This window comes from Pannonibacter sp. Q-1 (assembly GCF_054073275.1).
On the sequence record NZ_JBSXNB010000001.1, the window covers coordinates 213,179 to 233,771 of the forward strand.

At 63.2% G+C, this 20,593-nt stretch carries 20 protein-coding genes; 9 read left to right on the forward strand and 11 right to left on the reverse strand.

What is annotated here, in order from left to right:
* Nucleotides 1-124: 124 nt before the first annotated feature.
* The 3 genes from ACVNHC_RS00970 (at nt 125) to ACVNHC_RS00980 (ending at nt 3,171) form a co-directional block, all read left to right on the forward strand.
* Complete coding sequence (locus ACVNHC_RS00970; RefSeq protein WP_457166202.1) at nt 125-1,156, forward strand: LacI family DNA-binding transcriptional regulator; 1,032 nt, start codon at nt 125-127, stop codon at nt 1,154-1,156.
* A 5-nt stretch (nt 1,157-1,161) separates the two neighbouring features.
* Complete coding sequence (locus ACVNHC_RS00975; RefSeq protein WP_457166203.1) at nt 1,162-2,487, forward strand: GH1 family beta-glucosidase; 1,326 nt, start codon at nt 1,162-1,164, stop codon at nt 2,485-2,487.
* 75 nt (nt 2,488-2,562) lie between these two features.
* The gene (locus ACVNHC_RS00980) at nt 2,563-3,171 is read left to right on the forward strand and encodes an NUDIX domain-containing protein (protein ID WP_457166204.1); all 609 of its coding nucleotides are present in this window, start codon (nt 2,563-2,565) and stop codon (nt 3,169-3,171) included.
* A gap of 762 nt (nt 3,172-3,933) precedes the next feature.
* Here ACVNHC_RS00980 and ACVNHC_RS00985 read toward each other — a convergent pair.
* On the reverse strand, nt 3,934-5,844 hold the full coding sequence (locus ACVNHC_RS00985; RefSeq protein WP_457166205.1) for a PhoX family protein: 1,911 nt from the start codon (nt 5,842-5,844) through the stop codon (nt 3,934-3,936).
* 236 nt (nt 5,845-6,080) lie between these two features.
* Here ACVNHC_RS00985 and ACVNHC_RS00990 point away from each other — a divergent pair, with 236 nt between their 5' ends.
* The 4 genes from ACVNHC_RS00990 (at nt 6,081) to ACVNHC_RS01005 (ending at nt 8,070) form a co-directional block, all read left to right on the forward strand.
* Nucleotides 6,081-6,821: an SDR family oxidoreductase gene (locus ACVNHC_RS00990; protein WP_457166206.1), complete on the forward strand. Its 741-nt coding sequence runs from the start codon at nt 6,081-6,083 to the stop codon at nt 6,819-6,821.
* A complete protein-coding gene (locus ACVNHC_RS00995; RefSeq protein WP_457166207.1) occupies nt 6,815-7,252 on the forward strand; it encodes a thiol-disulfide oxidoreductase DCC family protein in 438 nt (145 codons plus the stop codon). The genes ACVNHC_RS00990 and ACVNHC_RS00995 overlap by 7 nt, the downstream gene beginning before the upstream one ends.
* On the forward strand, nt 7,249-7,737 hold the full coding sequence (locus ACVNHC_RS01000) for a DUF3429 domain-containing protein (protein ID WP_457166208.1): 489 nt from the start codon (nt 7,249-7,251) through the stop codon (nt 7,735-7,737). Before ACVNHC_RS00995 ends, ACVNHC_RS01000 begins: the two co-directional genes overlap by 4 nt.
* 120 nt (nt 7,738-7,857) lie before the next feature.
* The gene (locus tag ACVNHC_RS01005; RefSeq protein ID WP_157757063.1) at nt 7,858-8,070 is read left to right on the forward strand and encodes a hypothetical protein; all 213 of its coding nucleotides are present in this window, start codon (nt 7,858-7,860) and stop codon (nt 8,068-8,070) included.
* A gap of 133 nt (nt 8,071-8,203) precedes the next feature.
* On the opposite strand, the gene ACVNHC_RS01010 is transcribed toward ACVNHC_RS01005, so the two are convergent.
* Nucleotides 8,204-8,740 (reverse strand): response regulator, encoded by a 537-nt coding sequence (locus ACVNHC_RS01010; protein ID WP_072242558.1) that lies wholly within the window; start codon nt 8,738-8,740, stop codon nt 8,204-8,206.
* Between the two features lie 480 nt (nt 8,741-9,220).
* Here ACVNHC_RS01010 and ACVNHC_RS01015 point away from each other — a divergent pair, with 480 nt between their 5' ends.
* On the forward strand, nt 9,221-9,394 hold the full coding sequence (locus tag ACVNHC_RS01015; RefSeq protein WP_157757064.1) for a hypothetical protein: 174 nt from the start codon (nt 9,221-9,223) through the stop codon (nt 9,392-9,394).
* A gap of 33 nt (nt 9,395-9,427) precedes the next feature.
* Here the strand turns inward: ACVNHC_RS01015 and ccoS are convergent, their stop codons facing one another.
* From ccoS to ACVNHC_RS01060, 9 genes are all read right to left on the reverse strand, one after another.
* Nucleotides 9,428-9,595: a cbb3-type cytochrome oxidase assembly protein CcoS gene (gene ccoS / locus ACVNHC_RS01020; RefSeq protein WP_050470930.1), complete on the reverse strand. Its 168-nt coding sequence runs from the start codon at nt 9,593-9,595 to the stop codon at nt 9,428-9,430.
* Complete coding sequence (locus ACVNHC_RS01025) at nt 9,592-11,877, reverse strand: heavy metal translocating P-type ATPase (protein WP_457166209.1); 2,286 nt, start codon at nt 11,875-11,877, stop codon at nt 9,592-9,594. The genes ccoS and ACVNHC_RS01025 overlap by 4 nt, the downstream gene beginning before the upstream one ends.
* A 72-nt stretch (nt 11,878-11,949) precedes the next feature.
* Nucleotides 11,950-12,489: a FixH family protein gene (locus ACVNHC_RS01030; protein WP_208977216.1), complete on the reverse strand. Its 540-nt coding sequence runs from the start codon at nt 12,487-12,489 to the stop codon at nt 11,950-11,952.
* Nucleotides 12,490-12,498: 9 nt separating this feature from the next.
* Nucleotides 12,499-13,956, reverse strand: a complete 1,458-nt coding sequence (gene ccoG, locus ACVNHC_RS01035; RefSeq protein ID WP_206110548.1) for a cytochrome c oxidase accessory protein CcoG — start codon at nt 13,954-13,956, stop codon at nt 12,499-12,501.
* A gap of 233 nt (nt 13,957-14,189) precedes the next feature.
* Nucleotides 14,190-15,068, reverse strand: coding sequence for a cytochrome-c oxidase, cbb3-type subunit III (gene ccoP / locus ACVNHC_RS01040; RefSeq protein ID WP_058897709.1), 879 nt, complete (start codon nt 15,066-15,068; stop codon nt 14,190-14,192).
* 3 nt (nt 15,069-15,071) lie between these two features.
* Nucleotides 15,072-15,227 (reverse strand): cbb3-type cytochrome c oxidase subunit 3, encoded by a 156-nt coding sequence (locus ACVNHC_RS01045; protein WP_019962961.1) that lies wholly within the window; start codon nt 15,225-15,227, stop codon nt 15,072-15,074.
* Between the two features lie 10 nt (nt 15,228-15,237).
* The gene (gene ccoO / locus ACVNHC_RS01050; protein ID WP_058897710.1) at nt 15,238-15,972 is read right to left on the reverse strand and encodes a cytochrome-c oxidase, cbb3-type subunit II; all 735 of its coding nucleotides are present in this window, start codon (nt 15,970-15,972) and stop codon (nt 15,238-15,240) included.
* Between the two features lie 15 nt (nt 15,973-15,987).
* Entirely contained in the window at nt 15,988-17,643 is a 1,656-nt protein-coding gene (ccoN, locus tag ACVNHC_RS01055) for a cytochrome-c oxidase, cbb3-type subunit I (RefSeq protein ID WP_050470924.1), read from the reverse strand.
* A 234-nt stretch (nt 17,644-17,877) separates the two neighbouring features.
* Entirely contained in the window at nt 17,878-18,960 is a 1,083-nt protein-coding gene (locus tag ACVNHC_RS01060; RefSeq protein WP_186424283.1) for an AbrB family transcriptional regulator, read from the reverse strand.
* Nucleotides 18,961-19,165: 205 nt separating this feature from the next.
* Between ACVNHC_RS01060 and hemN the strand changes: the two genes are divergently transcribed.
* Nucleotides 19,166-20,530, forward strand: a complete 1,365-nt coding sequence (gene hemN / locus ACVNHC_RS01065) for an oxygen-independent coproporphyrinogen III oxidase (RefSeq protein WP_186392568.1) — start codon at nt 19,166-19,168, stop codon at nt 20,528-20,530.
* The last annotated feature ends 63 nt before the right edge of the window (nt 20,531-20,593 follow it).

The window sequence follows — 20,593 nt, forward strand, 5'->3', positions numbered from 1 at the left end:
TCACCGCACTGCAACAAAACACCCGGTCAAAGATCTTTGACGCACGCACCGCAGGCAGCTAAAGTCACGCAAACTTCAAAGCGGTTTGGGTGCTCAGACCCGAACTTATTCGCGATGTGCCCCGATGAATCTGAAGCAGTTTTCCCAGAAGCTGGGGCTTTCGCCCACCACGGTCAGCCGCGCCCTCAACGGGTATCCGGAGGTCAATGAGGCCACGCGTGAGCGGGTGCTGGCGGCCGCAAAGCAGCATAACTATCAGCCCAATGCCCGCGCCCAGCGCCTTGCCACGGGCCGCGCCATGGCCATCGGCCACGTCATCCCCATCGCCACCCGGCACGAGATGGTGAACCCCGTGTTCGCGGACTTCATCGCAGGTGCAGGCGAGAGCTATTCGCGCGCCGGCTACGAGATGGTTCTGTCCATCGTGCCGGATGACCAGGAAGCCAGCGTCTACCGGGAGCTGAAATCGCGCGGCACGGTGGATGGCATCATCGTTCACGGCCCCAAGATGGCCGATCCGCGCATTCCGCTGCTCCAGGACATCGGCCTGCCCTTCGTGGTGCATGGCCGCTCCAGCGGCACGGCGGTTCCCTATGCCTGGCTCGACATCAACAACCGCCGCGCCTTCCGCCGCGCCACGGACTTCCTGCTGGATCTCGGCCACCGCCGCATCGGGCTGGTCAACGGCCTGGAGTTCATGGACTTCGCCGCCCGCCGCCGCTCCGGCTATCTCGAAGCATTGGAAGCGCGCGGGCTTAAGCCTGCGCCGGAACTGATGTTCAGTGCCGAGATGACCGAGGGGCAGGGCTATGCCGCTGCTTCCGCCATGCTCGCCCTGCCCGAAACTCCGACCGCCTTCCTTGCGTCTTCCATGATCTCCGGCATCGGCGTGCGCCGTGCTGTCGAGGAACGCGGCCTGAAGCTCGGCAAGGATGTGTCCGTCATCATCCATGATGATGAGCTTGGATATCTGAAGAACGGCGCGGAAGTTCCGCTCTTCACCGCCACCCGCTCCTCCGTGCGCGAGGCCGGACGTCTGGCGGCGGACATGCTGCTGGCGCAGATTGCCGAGCCTGCCAGCGAGCCGCAGACCCGCCTTCTTGAATGCGATCTCATCATTGGCCAGTCCACCGGACCGGCGCCAGCCAGGACCTGATTTCCATGAACTTCACCCGTGCCGATTTCCCCGGAGACTTCCTCTTCGGCGCCTCCACCTCGAGCTACCAGATCGAGGGCAGCGCCCTTGGCGGGGCGGGCCGCAGCCAGTGGGATGACTTTGCCGCAACGCCGGGCAATGTCATCCGCGCCGAAAACGGCGCCCGCGCCTGCGAGCACATCCTGCGCATGGACGAGGACCTGGACCTGCTGAAGCAGGGTAATTTCGACGTCTACCGCTTCTCCACCTCCTGGGCCCGTGTCATGCCGGAAGGGCGCGGCGCGGTGAATGCGGAAGGGCTCGATTTCTACGACCGGCTGGTGGACGGCCTGCTGGAGCGCGGCATCAAGCCTGCCCTCACCCTCTATCACTGGGAACTGCCCTCGGCGCTTCTCGATCTGGGCGGCTGGCGCAACCGGGACATCGCGGACTGGTTCGCCGACTACACCACTCTCATGATGGAACGGCTGGGCGACCGTGTGTGGTCCGTCGCCCCCATCAACGAGCCCTGGTGCGTCACCTGGCTGTCCCATTTCCTCGGCATCCATGCGCCGGGCGTGCGCGACATCCGCGCCACCGCCCGTGCCATGCATCATGTGCTGCTGGCCCATGGCCGCTCCATTCAGGCCATGCGTGCTCTGGGCGTGAAGAACCTCGGCGCTGTCTGCAATTTCGAATATGCAGCGCCTGCCGATGACAGCGAGGAAGCTCGCAAGGCGGCAGAGCTCTACGACGGCTATTACAATCGCTGGTTCCTCGGCGGCATCTTCCAGAAGGAATACCCGGCCAATGTGCTGGAGGGCCTTGGCCCCCATATGCCGAAGGGCTGGGAGAACGACTTTGACGTGATCGGCACGCCGGTGGACTGGTGCGGGCTCAACTACTACACCCGCAAGCTCATCGCCCCGGATCCGGACAGCGCCTGGCCGTCCCACAAGGAGGTGGAAGGCCCCTTGCCCAAAACCCAGATGGGCTGGGAGATCTACCCCGAAGGCCTCGAATTCTTCCTCAAGCGCACCCATGCGGAATACACGAAAGGCCTGCCGCTTTACGTCACCGAAAACGGCCTTGCCAATGATGATCACCTGATCAACGGCGAGGTACAGGATGACGGGCGCATCGATTTTCTCGATCAGCACCTTGCCGCCATTCGCCGGGCAGCCGAGGCCGGCGTGCCGGTGAAAGGCTATTTCCTCTGGTCGCTGATGGACAATTACGAGTGGGCCGTGGGCTACGAGAAGCGCTTCGGCATCGTGCATACGGATTTTGACACGCTGGTGCGCACGCCAAAGGCCTCCTTCAAGGCCCTTGCAAAGGCCATCGCGCGCTGATTGGCCACCGGTTGGCCTTGACAGACAGACTTGGGAAAGGCCTTCCTGCTGCATTGCAACAAGAAGGCCTTTCCCATGTCAGAGACCGATATGCCCGCCCGCACTCTGCAGGACCGGGTCCGCATCCGCGAAGCTGCGCTGCTTTCCGACAACTGGGGCAAGCTGACCCGCTACCGCTTTGATCTGCGCCGGTCAGATGGTCAATGGCAGGAGCAGACGCGGGAAGTCTATGACCGGGGGCACGGCGCCGTGCTGCTGGCCTATGACCTGGAGCGCCGCCACGTGCTGCTCACCCGCCAGTTCCGCCTGCCGGCTTTTGTTGCCGGGCATCAGGAAGAGATGATCGAGGCGCCTGCCGGGCTGCTCGACAAGCTCGATCCCGAAACCCGCATCCGCGCCGAGGTGGAAGAGGAAACCGGCTACCGGCTGGGCAAGGTAGAGCGCCTGTTTGCGCCCTTCATGAGCCCCGGCTCGGTCACCGAACAGGTCACCTTCTTCATCGCCCCCTATTCCCCCGATGACCGGGTGAGCGACGGCGGCGGCCTTGAAGAGGAAGGCGAGGACATCGAGGTGCTGGACCTTGCCTTTGACGAGGCGTTTGCCATGGTCTGCGACGGCCGCATCTGCGACGGCAAGACCATCCTGCTGCTCTACCACCTGGCCCTGACCGTGTTCCGGGATTGAGAGACATTCATATTTTTCAAGAGCTTTCCCCCCCTTCCGTCATGCCATGACTTGATCATGTCATCCATGCCCCTGCCTCTCCCCGCGCCAAAGCGGTAACGGAGTACAAGCCTTCAGACAGGCTGAGCTTGCAGTACGGCCACGGAATGGATGCCATGGTCGAGCCATGGCAAGACGAAGACGGGGAGGCTTGGCGCGGGAAGAGAGGCCGAAAGCCTCAAGAAAGCCAAAGGGCGCGCCGGGTGGGCGCGCCCTTCGTGTTTCAAAGACCACCCTTTCGTCATGCCATGACTTGATCATGGCATCCATGCCCCTGCCTCTCCCCGCGCCAAAGCGGTGACGGAGCACGAGCCTTCAGAGAGGCTGACCGTGCTGCACGGGCACGGAGTGGATGCCATGGTCGAGCCATGGCAAGACGAAGACGGGGAGGCTTGGCGCGGGAAGAGAGGCCGAAAGCCTCAAGAAAATCAAAGGGCGCGCCGGGTGGGCGCGCCCTTCGTGTTTCAAAGACCACACTCCGTCATGCCATGACTTGATCATGGCATCCATGCCCCTGCCTCTCCCCGCGCCAAAGCGGTAACGGAGCACAAGCCTTCAGAGAGGCTGAGCTTGCAGTACGGTCACGGAGTGGGTGCCATGGTCGAGCCATGGCAAGACGAAGACGGGGAGGCTTGGCGCGTGGAGAGAGGCCGACAGCTTCAAAAAAAGCCAAAGGGCGCGCCGGGTGGGCGCGCCCTTCGTGTTTCAGAAGATCACGGCAGATCAGCCGATGATGCGGTTGTCTTCGTGCTTGATGGCAACGATGGCCGAGCGCGGCAGCTTGCCTTCGCCGTCCGGGAACGGAGCATCCGGGTGCTGGATGCCGACGAAGTGGGTGCGCTTGTCGGAAGACCAGGTCATGCCGGTCACTTCCGAACCCTTCGGGGCCGTGAGGAAGCGCTCGATGCGGCCCGTCACCGGGTCGCCTGCCAGCATCTGGTTGTTGCCCTGACCGGCATAGTCGCCTTCGTTGCTGTCTTCACCGTCCGTCTGGATCCAGAGCAGGCCAACCGAGTCGAACATCATGCCGTCCGGCGAGTTGAACATGTTGCCTTCGTTGATGTTCGAAGAGCCGGCATAGGCGTCCTTGTGGACAGCCGGGTTGCCGGCCATGCAGAACAGGTCCCACTTGAAGGCAGCATCTGCATGGTCTTCGTTCGCCGGGAACCAGCGGACGATCTGGCCGTAGTTGTTCTTCTCGCGCGGGTTGACAGCGTTCACTTCCAGCGGGTCGCCGCCAGCGTTGGTGCGCAGCTTGCCGTCCTTCACTTCACCACGGCGGCTGTTGTTGGTCAGCGCGCAGTAGGCTTCGATGGCGACCGGGTTGGTGGCAACCCACTCCGGGCGGTCCATGGTGGTGGCACCGACCTTGGAAGCAGCCTGACGGGTGAAGACGCAGATTTCATCCATCTTCATGCCGGTGGTTTCCGGCGTCAGAGCCAGCCACTCGCCGGTGCCGTCTTCAGCGAACTTGGCCACAAAGAGCGTGCCTTCGTCCAGCAGCGTCGAGGTGTCGCCGCCCGGGACGTAGATGCCGTTGGAGACGTACTTGTAGAGGAACTCACCACGCTCATCGTCGCCCATGTAGACGACCACGCGGCCATCACGCGCGATCACGCAGGCAGCGTTCTCGTGCTTGATGCGGCCGAGAGCGGTGCGCTTGACCGGGGTGGAGGAAGCGTCCGACGGATCGATCTCGACCACATAGCCGGCACGGCGCGGCTCGTTCGGGTGCTTGGAAACGTCGAAACGCTCGTCGAACTTCTCATAGGCGTAGCGGGTTTCAGCCGAGATGCCATAACGCTTGTAGTCGTCCGGCAGCTTGAATTCGGCATCGGTCGAACCGAAGTAGCCGTTGAAGTTTTCTTCGCAGGTCAGATAGGTGCCCCAGGGGGTCTTGCCTGCGCCGCAGTTGTTGAAAGTGCCGAGGCTTTCGGTGCCGGACGGATCGGCATCCGTCTTGACGAGATCGGAGCCGGCAGCCGGGCCGGAGAGCTTCATCGGGGTGTTGTGATGGATGCGGCGGTTGAACGGGCTGTCCACCACGATGTGCCAGCCGTTTTCGCCTTCCGCCACTTCCATGACGGTGACGCCCTGCATGTGCTGCAGGATCTTCACGTCGTCGGCGCTCTGCGGCACACCTTCCGGCGCATGCGGCAGGTTGATTTCCGGGTTCACGTACTCGTGGTTCACGGCAATGACCTGATGGCCGCCGATGACGAAGAGTTCCATGCCGTCGGTGTTTTCACCGAACACCTTGTCCGAATGCTCGACGCTGACAGCCTTTTCCGGGTCCAGGTCCGGCACGCCCGAGAACAGCGGCTCGCCCCACTTGGCCAGCGGCTTCCAGGCGTAGCCTTCCGGAACATGAACGGTGTGGTCGGTCGCAATCGGCACCGGCTTGAACTGGAAGCGCGAGGACGTGTCCTGCGCCAGTGCCGCGGTGGAGGACATCAGGTTGCCAACGGTGCCCATGGCAGCGGCGGCGGAGCCGAAAGCCAGGACACCGCCAAGGAAGCCGCGGCGGGACAGGGCGCTTTCGACCACGCGGTCGAAATCCGTCACGGCCGGGGGCGGGTTCTGCAGTTCATCCCATTCGTCCCAGGACAGATCGCTCTTCTTGATGTCGGACATGGCTAGCTCTCTCTCGAAACTGTTTACGAGGTCTATCGCCTCGCCCGACCGGTTAATGGCTCAGTGTCACAGGCAGATGACAAGGTAGCAGGCGCTCAGAAGCACACCTTATCCGGCTTGGCAAAAATGCGGATTATCTCCGTGGAGAAACAAGGCACTGGCATCATCGGGGGCATCTGAACCGGCAGCGCGTCTGCGACGTATTAATAGCGGTTGAATTGACTGGAGCACCCGAGTTGACCGGACCTGCCGCGCAAGACCTGAACTCGTTCCCGCCCGGCGGCCTCGCCGTTGTTGCAGGCAGCACGGGTGCGATAGGTGCCGGGATCGCGCGCCAGATCGAGGCGAGCGGGCGCTTCGCCAGGGTGATCGGGCTCTCCCGGTCCGGCAGCAGCGGCGTGCCCTTTGACCTCACGGATGAGGCAAGCATCGCCGCCGCTGCACTCGCTATTGGTGAGGCATCGAAAACCGCGCCCTTACGGCTTGTCTTCGATGCCACCGGCATGCTCCATGAGGGGAATATCCAGCCCGAAAAGAGCTGGCGGCAGATGGATCCGGCCGCCATGGCACGGGTGTTTGCCATCAACACCATCGGTCCGGCCCTGCTCATGAAGCATTTCCTGCCGCTGCTTGCTGGCGAAGGAAAGGCAGTGTTCGCCACGCTCTCGGCCCGCGTCGGCAGCATCGGCGACAACAATCTGGGCGGCTGGTACAGCTACCGTGCCGCAAAGGCTGCGCTCAACCAGCTTGTCCGCTCCGCCAGCATCGAGCTGGCCCGCAAGCGCCCTGAAAGCCTTTGCATCGCCCTGCATCCCGGCACGGTGGAGAGCCGTTTGTCAGAGCCCTTCGCCAGATCCGGCCTCACCGTGCGTCCGCCACACGAGGCGGCCCGCCTGCTGCTGCAGACCATCGATCATCTCAGCGCTGCGCAGACCGGCAGTTTCCATGATGCGGAAGGCAAGGAGATCGTATGGTGAGCACCGCCGTCACGCCCCCGGCAGCACCACAGCCGGACGCCCCGCCCGTCACAGTCTATTATGACGGCGCCTGCCCGCTCTGCGCGCGCGAGATCGCCGTCTACAGACGGCAGGCCGGCGCGGAGGGTGTCTGCTGGGTGGATGTCTCCTCAGAGGCCTCGGAAACCCTGCCGGACGGGCTCACGCGCAGCGCAGCCCTTGCCCGGTTCCATGTGCGCGGCGCCGATGGAAAGCTGCGCTCGGGCGCGGCAGCCTTTCTCAGCCTGTGGCACAGCCTGCCACGCTTTGCCCGTGCTGCCCGCCTGCTCGACCGGCCGGTTCCGCGCGCCATCCTGGAGTCCGGCTACCGTCTGACGCTCATCATCCGCCCTGCCCTGCAAGCCCTGGCAAGGCGCGTGTTCCGCCCTCATCCGCAGGAGCAAGACAGATGACACGGCACCTCACCTTCAATCCCCTGACTGTGCCGCGCCCGGCGCTTGCCCTCGGAGTTGCCGGGCTGATCCCCTTTGCGGCCGCCAGCCTGATGACCTTTGCAGGACCGCCCGAGCTGCGCCCGCAAGCCGCCTTCGCACTTGCAGCTTATGGCGCGGTCATCCTCTCCTTTCTGGGGGGCATCCACTGGGGCGTGGCCATGGCCGCCTCCACCGGACAGGACGGGCCTTTCGAAGAGGGGGATCTTCTCACGCGGCTCGCCATCGCCGTCGCCCCTTCTCTTGCAGGCTGGGCAGGCTTGCTGTTGCCGCAGACTTCAGGGCTTCTGCTGCTGGCTGCGTGCTTTGCCGCCATGTTCGCCCTTGATCTGACCGCATCGAGGGAGGGCAAGTTTCCGCTCTGGTATCCGGCGCTGCGCCTGCCGCTCAGCGCCGGAGCGGCGGCCTCGATGCTGCTGGGAGCAGCCGCGCCTTCCGTCATGTAAGCGCTGCCACTGACCCGAAAGCCTTGCAAAGATCTCTTTTCAGACGATCCAGACTCAGTCATTCATTGTGCATTAACCATAAATGCCGAAGCTGTGATCGTGGATATCGGGGAGACCGGCATGGTTCGCTTGCGCAAACGCCTTGAGACTTTGGACGACTTCTTTGCAGCGGTGGAAGGCTATACACATCTGCCCACCGAACTGCTGGTCCGCTTCCTGCTCGACAACTACCTCGTTGATCTGGACCAGCTTTCCGAGTTTGCCAACGCAATGAAACTGCAGCAGGTCAATCACGCTGCCGCCAGTTCAGCCGCCGCTTCGATCGCAGCCTGATACGGGCCCTTTGCGGTCCGTACGCGGTTGGGACGTGCTGCGGGACGGCAGCCCGAGCACTTTCGTTGAAAACGAAGCCGCCAAGCGTGCTCGATCTCTTTGTTTTTACGAAATTCCCGGCGCAGAACCGGCCTCAGCCGATGGCCTGAGTTTCCTGGGATTCCTGCGCAGGCGCGCCGGCATTTCCCGGCTGCGGCAGCCCGCTCTGCCAGATCTTCTGGCGGTTGCGGATTTCGCGTGGCGCAGGGCCGAAGTAGCTCGGGGTCTTCACAAAGTCACGCGGCTGCATGATCACGCTGGAGACCCGCTGATAAAGCGCCTTGGCCGAGATCGGCTTGGACAACAGCTCATGCACGCCCAGACGCCGCGCTTCGATGATGCGGCTGCGCTCCGTATGCCCTGTGACCATGATGATCGGGATATAGGCAAAGGGATTGTTCTGGGTGCGGATCATGCGCACCATGTCGGCGCCGTCGAGGATCGGCATCACCCAGTCGAGAATCAGAATGTCGGGATTGGCGCGGTCCATGGCCTCAAGGCCAGACGCACCATCTTCGGCTTCGACAATACGCCGCGCGCCGAAACCCTGCAGCATGGTGCGCAGGATCGTGCGCATATAGGCGCTGTCTTCCACCAGAAGAAATGTCAGCGAGGCAAGATCAAGGCTCACCGGCCACCTCCGTTCGTCCAGGTCAGACTACGGGCAAAGGATGAAAAGAGAGTTAGTCAACTCTGCCAGTGCCCGGCGCTCCGTTGTCAGGCCACAGCCGCACCAAAGGCCTCTGCACGGGAGCAGCTCAGCGCAACTGTTAACAGACGCACAGGGTTTGACTGCTCAAGCGGGCATTTCCGTGGCCTGATGTGGCCATTTTCAGCCTGTCCACCTATTTTTCCAATAAATTCAGCCCGTTGCACGAGAGAAGCAGCCGCAGAGGATTTTCTTTTACCCAAGGGCATTTAACCGGAGATGCCGCGAATTTGACATAAGATTCAAATTACCGGGTTTAAACCTTGGTAAAGTTGCGAAGCATTAACTCGATCCGGAGCTATGGCTTAACGCGCCTTTCAGGGAGCCGTGCTATAAATCCGTCACAGTCGGACAAGGCGGGTTTTAGCAATAGCCTTTCATCCAGACACTCCGGAGCCAGCCATGCAGAGCGAACGCATAGAGAAGAAGAGGGAGGCACGCGGGGAGGAACCCGGCACGCAGGCCCCATCCTTCAGCGCCGGCTCTGGCCCTGCTCACGAGAATATTCTTCTCTTCTCCGGCCTGGCCCTGCTGATCGTTTCAGCCAGCATGGTGATCACCGCTCTCGTCGGCTGAGACAGGCGTGCCTGACCGCTTTTGCGCAGCCGGTCAGGCTTTTTTCCCATCATCATCTTCCAGATCATCATCATCCAGAATACGCCAGCTGGCGCCCTCCAGATCATCATACTGGCCGCTTTTCAGCGACCACAGGAAGCCCACAAGCCCCAAACCACCGAGGAACAGGGCGACCGGGATAAGAAACAGCAGGATGGTCATTCTGCCCCCCGAGGCTTGAGAGAAATGGCAGGCGCGCGGCCAGCGGCCGCGCCGGTTCCAGTCTGGCCGGGCACCGTGTCCTGTGCCATGCGCGCATTGACGAGGCGCAGGCGCAGGGCGTTGGCCGTGACGATGAGAGACGAGCCCGACATGGCGGCAGCCGCAATCAGCGGCGTGACAAAGCCCGCCACCGCAATCGGAACCGCGATCAGATTGTAGATGACCGAGATCCAAAGGTTCTCGATCATGGCGGCCTTGGCCTTGCGGGAGATGGCAAGCGCTTCGGCGACGGGGCGCAGCGGATCGCCCAGGAACACGGCATCGGCAGCGGCCTGGCTGATGTGAACCGCGGTCACCGGCGACAGCGACACATGCGCTGCGGCCAGAGCCGGAGCGTCATTCAGCCCGTCACCGACCATCAGCACGGTGCGGCCTGCCTGCTTCAACTCCTCCAGCCGGGCAATCTTGCCCGCAGGCGTCATCCCGGCCCGCCATTCACTGATGCCAAGGGCAGTGGCGGCCTGCTCCACCGCGCCCGCCCTGTCGCCGGACAGAATCTCCAGATGGTAGCCCATGGATCTGAGGCTGGCGGCAACGGCCGGAGCATCAGGCCGGAGCTTCTGCCGCAGGGCGATCAGCCGCACCTGCCCCTCGCCGACCCGATAGGCCAGCAGCGAGGCATCGGGATGACGCTGCATCAGCGCCGCCACATCTGCCTCTGCCGCACCACAGAAGACGGGACTGCCAAGCCGGATTTCGCGTGCCCCCAGATCGCAGGAGACGCCTGCCCCGCTTGTTTCCGCCACACCGGCCAGCGGCTCGCTGGCGGCCGTTGCCTGGGCAAGGCCACGGGCCAGCGGATGACGGCTGGACAGGGCCAGACGCCCGGCGAGCAGCAGATCCCGGTCCGACAGATCCGGCTCCTCCACAAGTTCCGGCTCGGACAGGGTCAGCGTGCCGGTCTTGTCGAAGACGATGGTGTCGGCAGCCGCCAGCCGCTCGATGGCATCGCCCGAGCGGATGAGCACGCCTGCCTTGAACAATTGCCCGGAAGCGACGACCTGCACCGCCGGAATGGCAAGGCCAAGCGCGCAGGGGCAGGTGATGATGAGAACCGAAATGGCGATGACGAGCGCCGGCTGCCAGCCGATGCCATAAATCGCCCATCCGGCAAAGGTCAGAGCTGCCGCCGCATGCACCACCGGCGAATACATGGAGGCGGCCCGGTCGGCGAGCACGACATAGGAGGACTTGGCCTGTCCGGCCGCTTCCAGCAGGCGGTTCACCTCGTCCAGCACCGTGGAACCGGAGGCAACCGCCACACGCACATGCAGCACGCCATCGGCATTGCTGGTGCCGGCATAGACCCGGTCCCCGGGCCTCACCGGCTCCAGCGCCGTTTCGCCGGTGACAAGGCTCTGATCGACCTCGGAAATGCCTTCCTCGATGATCCCGTCAACCGGAATGCGGTCACCAGCGGTGACCAGCACGAGATCACCCGGCTGAACCCGCGACAAAGGCACCTCGCGCACGCTGCCATCCGGATTGATCCGCGCCGCGACCTCGCCCTTCAAGGCCGCGATATTCTCCGCCAGCGACTGGGTGCGGCCGCGCATGTTGTGATCGAGATAGCGGCCTACCAGCAGGAAGAACAGCAGCATGGTGGCGGATTCGAAATAGGCGTGATGCTGGCTTTGCGCGGTCTGGACCAGCGACAGCCCGACCGCGAGGCACACGCCGATGGAAATCGGCACATCCATGTTGAGGCGGCGGCCGCGGATGGCATTGAAGGCACTTCTGAAGAAGGGGCGGCCCGCATAGGCAACCGCCGGAAGGGCGATCAGCGCCGAGATCCAGTGAAACAGGTCGCGGGTTTCGTCGGTGATATCCGTGACATTGCCCGACCAGACCGAGACGGAGAGCAGCATGATGTTCATCGCTGCAAAGCCTGAGACGGCAATGGCGCGCATCAGTTCCCGCCCCGTCTGGTCCTGACGGTTGCGCGCCGATGCCGGATCGAACGGGTGGGCCTTGTAGCCCATGCGTGCCAGCGTGGCGACAATCTTGTCGGCCCCTGTGGCCGCGGCATCCCAGTCCACCGCGAGCCGGTGGGAGGTGAGGTTGACACGCGCTCTGGCGACGCCCGGCAGGCGCATCAGGCCCCGCTCGATGTCGCCCATGCAGGCCGCGCAAGTGATGCCCTCGACGGCCAGGTCCATATGGGCCCTGCCCTCTTCTCCGGGTGTGACGAATGCGTCCCAGTCACGCATATGCACAGTCATGATCCGTCCTTCTCGCGGGAGAAAATGCCATGCCCGGTTCGCCCCCCGAACCGCGCATGGCGCATGTCAAACTCAGTCCTTGAGGAACAGCTTGTTCTCGGACCGGAACACCCGGCCCTCGGCCCCATGAGCCTCGATGATCAGGTGCCAGTTGCCCGCTGCCACCGGCTCCGGCGTCAAGGCCGTGTAATGCCCGCTTTCTCCTTCGATCAGGTCCACGGTCTGATCCTGCCCCCTTGCCACGGGGTGCATCAGCCTGGCCTCGAACGTCACACCGGAGACCGGCGAGCCGTCGGCCTTCTCGGCGTTGATGGCGATCTGGGCGCGGCCTTCGATGCTGCGCTCGAGATGCACGCCGACATGCCAGCCGCGTGTGGCCTGTTCACGGGCCGCTGCCACCTCATTGTTGAAGGCCTGTCCGGCCTTGTAGGAACTGTCGACAACCGTTCCGGGGAAGCTGCCGAGGGCCACCCAGAGGAAGAAGCCATTGACCGCGAAGATGACCCCGAAAAAGCCTGTCAGCCAGATCAGAACCGTCCATCCGGTCATGGGGCGGCGTGCCGCCCCTCCCGTTCCATCACCCTTGCCCATCCTCGCAAGTGTCTGTGTCATCTGGTCCTCCTATGGGGCCTTGAAATAATCACTGGTGTAGACAACCTCGCCCATCAGCGTGTCCGTCAGGCGGAAGATGACGGGTGTCGAGGATGCAAGTTTTGCATCGGCCGGGGAATAGACCAGCACGCGGATCTCACGGCTCTGGTCCGGGCCGACAACGATGAAGGGACGGCCATCCACATAGTGGTCGATGCCGATTGCCTCGACCCTTGTGCCGCCGGGCATGCCTTCAACATTGAGCATGAAGGTGCGTTCATGGTTCTGCTTGTTCAGCAGGCGCACGGTGAAGCCGTTGCGCACCGAGCCGTCATTCTGCTGGACGAAGATCGGGTTGCGGTCATGCAGCACGCTGATCCCGGCAAAGTCCCGGCTGAGCAGCGCATAGAGCATGATGGCACCGGTGATGGCGATGACTGCCGCATAGATGATGGTGCGCGGACGCACGATATCATAGGTCGGGTCCTTGCCTTCCAGCCGCCGCTGGATGTTCTCGTCCGTGTCATAGCCGATAAGGCCCGTGGGCTTGCCGACGCGGGTCATCACCGCATCGCAGGCGTCAATGCACAACCCGCACTGGATGCAGTCGAGCTGCAGGCCGTTGCGGATGTCGACGCCCGTCGGGCAGACGTGGAAGCACTGGGCGCAATCAACGCAGTCACCAGCCGGCTGGCCAAGCGCCGCCAGTTCCTTGTTGCGCTTCAGCGGTCCGCGCGGCTCACCCCGGTCCCAGCGGTAGGTGACGTTCAGCGCCTTTTCGTCCGTCAGCGCCGCCTGAATGCGCGGCCAGGGGCACATGTAGATGCAGACCTGCTCGCGCATGAAGCCGGCCAGCAGATAGGTGGTCGCGGTCAGGATGCCGATCCAGATATAGGCACTCAGCGGTGCCTGGAAGGTGGCGAGTTCATAGACCAGCGTCGGCGCATCGGAGAAATAGAGAACCCAGGCACCGCCGGTCCACCAGGCGATCATCAGCCAGGACACATGCTTGGCGGCCCGCTTGCCGAATTTCGACAGGCTCATCGGCGCCTTGTCGAGGGCGATGCGCTCGCGCCGGTCCCCTTCGATCTTGCGCTCGACCCAGAGGAACAGGTCGGTCCACACCGTCTGCGGGCAGAGATAGCCGCACCACAGACGCCCGGCGACCGCGTTCATCAGAAACAGCGCCAGTGCCGCAATGATCAGCAGACCGGTGAGGTAATAGACCTCCTGCGGCCAGATTTCGATGAAGAAGAAATAGGCGCGCCGCCCTTCGAGGTCGACCAGAACGGCCTGACCGGGTGCATTCGGCCCCCGGTCCCAGCGGATGAAGGGAAGGAAATAGTAGATACCCAGCGTGATGAACAGGAGCGCCCACTTGATCTTGCGGAAAGTTCCCTTGACCGCCATCGGATAGATTTTCCTGGCGGACGCAAACCACTCTTCTGGCTCTCCGCCGGCTCCGCCGGCATTTGGCTCGACACGCATCTTTCCGTCCTTTCGTCCCGGTTTCCGGCCCCAACGGCACCCGGGCGATTCCGGGTGCAGCGCGAGGGCGCAGACCCAGGTTCATGCTGACCTTCAAGGCACACTAGACGGCGCGGACGCTTCGGGCCTTGAGCCTGATCAAATGCGGCAATATGTCAAAGGCCGGACGCTTGCGCGCCCGGCCTCCGGTTTTCTGCAGTTCTGCTCCTGGCCGCGCGGGCCGGGGGGCGAGGTTACTCGCCACCACCGAAGGAGTGGACGTAGACGGCCAGCGACTTGATGGTCGCGGGGTCCAGACGGCCTTCCCAGGCGGGCATCACACCATGGCGCGGGGCATTGACCTGCGCCTTGATGGCCTGAACCGACTTGCCGAACACGTAGTTCGCCGAAAGCAGGTTCGGTGCACCCATCTCGCGAATGCCGGCGAGATCCTCGCCATGGCAGGATGCGCAGTTGTCCTGATAGACGACCTCGCCCGCAGCCAGATCCACACCCGCTTCCGGCTCCAGCCCGGCGCGCGCAGCGACGAAGCTGGAAACCTGATCGACTTCCGTCTTGTCGAGCAGTCCATCGCGGCCGAAGGCCGGCATCTCGGCGAACCGGGCCTCATCATGACCCGACCGGATGCCGTACTGCAGCGTCGTGTGGATGTCGTCCAGGGTGCCGCCCCAGATCCAGACGTCGTCCTGCAGGTTCGGATAGCCCACGGCGCCTGTACCGCCGGAGCCGTGGCACGGGGCACAGTTGTCACCGAAAGCTGCACGGCCATTCGCCATGGCGAAGTCCAGCAGTTCCGGCTTGGCGGCGATCTCTTCCAGGCTTGCGTCATTCAGCCCCGCACCCAGCTGGGCACGGGCGGCCTGACCGGCCTCGACAGCCGCCAGCGCGTCTGCACGCTGGCTGTTGCCAAGGACGCCCGCGGTGTAACCGCTGAGCAGCGGCCAGGACGGATAGACCACCCAGTAGCCGATCGCCCAGACGATCGTGGCGTAGAAGACATAGAGCCACCACTTCGGCAGGGGATTGTTGAGCTCCTTGAGCCCGTCCCACTCGTGGCCTGTCGTTTCGACGCCGGAGACAGCATCGATCTCCTTCTTGTGATTGTCGCTCATCTGTCAGTCCTCCCGGAACGGGATCTTGGAGGCCTCGTCAAAGCGTTCTGCATTGCGGGGCCAGAGGGCATAGGCGAGCACACCTGCAAACATCAGCACGAAGTAGATCGTGCCACCCGTCTGGGCGAAGCTGGCCAGGGTCATGTAGGTCTCGTTCATGTGAGCCTCCTCAGCGCAGGTTCGCCTTGTCGTCGTAGATCGTGAAATCCACGAGCGTGCCAAGCATCTGCAGATAGGCGATGAGCGCATCCATTTCCGTCAGGTCCTTCGGATTGCCGTCGAAGTCGCGGACAACAGCCTTGGGATAACGGGCCAGGAATTCATCGACACCGTCCGCATCCGGATTGGCCTGGATGGCCAGATCAGCGGCTGCGTTCTCGATCATTTCGTCCGTGTAAGGCACGCCGACGATTGCATTCACCTTCAGGTGGTCGGCAATGCCACGGGTGTCGAGCTTGGCCGTCATGAGGAACGGATAGCCCGGCATGATCGATTCCGGCACGACAGAGCGCGGGTTGATCAGGTGATCCCTGTGCCAGTCGTCGGAGTACTTGCCGCCGACGCGGGCCAGATCCGGACCCGTGCGCTTGGAGCCCCACTGGAACGGATGATCGTACATGGACTCCGCCGCCAGCGAGTACTTGCCGTAACGCTCCAGCTCATCACGCATCGGGCGGACCATCTGCGAGTGGCAGAGGTAGCACCCTTCACGGATGTAGATGTTGCGGCCGGCCAGCTCGAGCGGGGAGTAGGGACGCATCCCTTCCACCTTTTCGATCGTGCTCTTCAGATAGAAGAGCGGGACAATCTCGACGAGACCGCCGATGGAGACCATCAAGAGGATGCCTACAAGAAGAAGAATAGAGTTCTTCTCGAAGATTTGGTGTTTTGCCCAGGCAGACATTGATTGCTCTCCCCCTTATTCGGCCGGAGCCAGATTGCCAGCCGTACCGGCTTCAGCCGCTTCGGCCTCGCCGTGACGGACGGTCATCCAGAGGTTGAAGGCCATGATCACGGCGCCGATCACGAAGAGCGCACCACCGAGAGCACGGATGACGTAGTAGGGGAACATGGCGTCGACGGTTTCGATGAACGAGTATTCAAGGAAGCCCATCTTGTCGTAGGCGCGCCACATCAGGCCCTGCATGATGCCCGACACCCACATGGCGCAGATGTACAGGACGATGCCCATGGTCGAGAGCCAGAAGTGCCAGTCCACCAGCTTCAGCGAGTAGAGGCCCTTCTTCTTCCACAGCCAGGGAACCAGGCAGTAGAGCGCACCGAAGGAGATGTAGCCCACCCAGCCCAGAGCACCGGAATGCACGTGGCCAATGGTCCAGTCGGTGTAGTGCGACAGCGAGTTCACGGCACGGATGCTCATGAGCGGGCCTTCGAAGGTCGACATGCCGTAGAAGGCAACCGACACGACCATCATGCGCAGCACCGGATCGGTCCGCAGCTTGTCCCAGGCACCCGACAGGGTCATCAGGCCGTTGATCATGCCGCCCCAGGAGGGCATCCACAGGATCACGGAGAAGGTGGCGCCCAGCGTCGAAGCCCACTGCGGCAGAGCCGTGTAGTGCAGGTGGTGAGGGCCAGCCCAGATGTAGATGAAGATCAGCGCCCAGAAGTGCACGATCGACAGACGGTAGGAATAGACCGGCCGTTCGGCACGCTTGGGCACGAAGTAGTACATGATGGCGAGGAAGCCGGCGGTCAGGAAGAAGCCCACCGCATTATGGCCGTACCACCACTGCACCATCGCATCCTGCACGCCAGACCAGACGATGTAGGACTTGGTCCCGAACACCGACACCGGAATGGTGGCGTTGTTGACGAGATGCAGCATCGCGATGGTGACGATGAAGGCCAGGTAGAACCAGTTCGCCACATAGATATGCGGCTCCTTGCGCTTCCACAAAGTGCCGAGGAACAGGAACAGGTAAGCCACCCAGACGATGGTCAGCCACAGGTCAGCGTACCATTCCGGCTCGGCATATTCCTTGCCCTGCGTCGCGCCCAGCAGGTAGCCCGTGCCGGCAATGACGATGAAGGCGTTGTAGCCGAGAATGACGAACCAGGGCAGGATCTTGCCGGGCATACGGGCCCGGGATGTGCGCTGGACCACATACATGGATGTCGCCAGCAGCACGTTGCCGCCGAAGGCAAAGATCACCGCGGAGGTGTGCAACGGACGCAGGCGCCCGAAATTGGTCCAGGGCAGATCGAAATTCAGCGCCGGAAAGGCCAGCTGAAGCGCGATGATGAGACCGACGGTGAAACCGGCGATGCCCCAGAACATGGCAGCCACGGTGCCGAACTTGACCGGCCCCATGTTGTAGTTCGGCTTGCCGCCGATTTCCTGCGGGATCTCGATCCCGCCGTCATCGAAGTAGTTCTTGAAGATGATGAAGGCACCGGCAGCAGCGAACAGAGCGCCGATTGCCGTATGGAATGCCATCACCTGGTCGTAAGTCTTCCCTGCCACGATCAGGCAGGCGAAGGCGAGCAGCACAAGGAATAGGGCGAAGGCCCCTTCCTCGAGCGATATGAGTTTGGCCTTTGATTGTGCCATTCTTCCGCCCCAGTCTTGAATGCCGCTGGCGAGGGAAGGGCCAGCAGTCCGACGCTGACCTTGCACATGGGATGGGGCCAGACGCGTTGATTCAGATCAACGGGGCGGAAAGGCTTCGGTTTGATGGCAAAAAGGTATCAGGCGGGAAGGCCGTGAGAGTGCCGCAAGGCATTTATCCCGGGCGCAAGCAGCCATCCGGCCCGGCTGGACGCTGCAAAGAGGGGAAAGCCTTGGTTACGCCCCGCCGCGCGGGCTGCGGCCAAGCACGGCAAGGGTCACGGGCGGGAGAATCAGGATCAACGCAATATAGCGGGCCAGCTGATGGGCAGCGACAAAGGCCGGATCCATGTCGAGCAGGTAGGCCAGCAGCATCATCACCTCCAGCCCGCCCGGCGCATAGGCCAGCAGCACCTGACCGGCCGGAATGCCCAGCGTCAGCGCAATGGCCAGCGCCCCCACCACCGACACCGTGAGTCCCGCAGCGAAGGCTCCGACGGAGGCCGCCAGAAGGCGCAGCAGCATGGCCGGGGAAATTTCGCAGAAACGGATGCCGATGGAAGCGCCCAGAATGACAAAGCAGGGAATCAGCGCCCAGTCCGGCACATGCGTATCCAGAAAGCCCGTTCCGCTCGCCAGCGCGCTGGCAAAGAACGCCCCCGTCAGCCAGCCACCCGGAATGCGCAGCCGCACCGCTGCAAAACTGGCCGCAACGCAGATGACAAGGCCCAATGCCGTGTCCTGAAGCGGCACGGGAGCGGCCTCAGCGCTGCCGCCCATCCCTGCCCCGCCCGCTTGCCCGATGAAGAGCGGCAGAGCTGCCACCAGGAAGAACAGCCGGATGATATGGGCCGTCGAGAAACGCGTCACATCGGTCCTGCGGTCGGAGGCAACCGCCATCACGAAGGTCAGGGCACCGGGGATGGCGGCAAAATAAGCCTCTTCTTTCGTCCAGCCGCAAAGCTGGCGGAGGAAGACATAGGTCGCAAGCATCACCAGTGCCACGACGACGGCAAGGCCTGCGAGCGAAACCGGCCAGTCGCCGATGCGATGCACCACGTCCGGCGTCACGCCGCTGCCCATGGTCATGCCCAGCAGCGTGTAGAGCGGCGGTTGAATGCCGGTTGGAAACTTCGCCCGCAGCCCGGCAAAGGTGGCGGCGGCAACAACGATCATCGCGCCCGAGAGCCAGGCCGCAGGCAGGCCGAGCCAGTTGAACCCGGCCGCGCCAGCCCCGCCGATGGCAATCGTCAGGCAGAATTGCGCCAAGGCTGTCCGGCGGGAAACGGTTGGTTCGGCGTCGATCTGGCTGGATGTCATCTGGCTGGTCGCGGATCAGGAAATCAGGGGGCTGGCAGGCATGCCATGTCACTATAGCGGCCTGCGGCAGGCCAACCAGTGCATTTGCAGCCGGGCTGAACCCTTGCACCTGCGCGCATGACGCATGGCTTGAAGCTGCAACACACCTCCAGGAACGTTGAGCAAGATCAAGGTTCCTCTCCCGGACATCTGCCAGATTGCGCTCATGAGCGACCATCTTGCCCGATATGCGGCCCGTAACGTGCCGCGCTACACAAGCTACCCGACCGCACCGCACTTCAGTGCGGAGGTGACACCCGGCCTTTACGGCAGCTGGCTGGCTGGCCTGCCTGAAGAGACGGACCTGTCCCTCTACCTGCATGTGCCCTATTGCCGGGAGCTGTGCCACTATTGCGGCTGTCACACCAAGGCGACCCGCAAGGACGCGCCTCTGGTGCAATATGCCAAATCGCTGGAAGCCGAGATCGAGCTGGTCGCCGGGCATCTGGGCGCCCAGCGGCGCGTGCGCCACATCCATTGGGGCGGCGGCACGCCGAGCCTTTTGCCGGAAGCAAGCCTGCTGGAACTCTCCGGCATGATCCGGGTGCTGTTCGATCTGACGCCAGATCTCGAACACGCCATCGAACTGGACCCGCGCTATGTCACCCGCCGCCTAGCGCTGACGCTGGCCGTGATGGGCATCAACCGCGCCAGCCTCGGCGTGCAGGACCTGAACCCGGATGTGCAGAAGGCCATCGGCCGGGTGCAGTCCTACGAGGTGCTGCAGGCAGCCGTCGATCACCTGCGGGATGCCGGACTGGATGCCCTGAATTTCGACCTGATGTATGGCCTGCCGCTGCAGACGCGCGACACGATTCTGGACACCGTGGCCCGCTCCGTCGCGCTGCAGCCTTCACGCATCGCCCTCTTCGGCTATGCCCATGTGCCCTGGATGAAAAAGCATCAGCGGCTCATTGACGAGACCACCCTGCCCGCGCCGGCCGAGCGCCTTGCCATGGCCGATGCGGCGCGCGAAGCCCTGATGGATGCGGGCTATGTGGCCATCGGCCTCGATCATTTCGCCCGGCCGGACGACAGCATGGCGATTGCACTTGCGGAAGGCCGTCTGAAGCGCAATTTCCAGGGTTACACCACCGATCAGGGTGAAGCGCTGATCGGCCTCGGCGTCTCCTCCATCGGCCGGCTGCCTGCCGGTTTTGTGCAGAATGTCAGCGACACGGGCACGTGGCAGCGCATGGTGGAAAACGGCCAGCTGCCGGTCAACAAGGGCTTTGCCCTGTCCGATGATGACCGGGCGCGGGCCGATATCATCGAACAGCTGATGACGTCCTATACCGTGGACGTGGCCCGGATTGCCGAACGGCATGGCCTGCCCCTCAGCCACTTCAGCGAAAGCCTCGCAAAGCTGGAGGAACTCAGCTCAGACGGGCTGCTAACCTGCAAGGACGCCTGGGTGAAAATCACGCCGGAAGGCCGGCCTTATGTGCGGATCGCGGCGGCTGCCTTCGATGCCTATTTCGGCAAGGCCGCCCCCAGCGCCGTGGTGCCGCGCCACTCGATGGCGGTGTGAGGATTGGAAAGGACGCCCAACCAGACAGCAGGCTGGGCCAGGGCAGGAAGCGAGGGCGGCGCC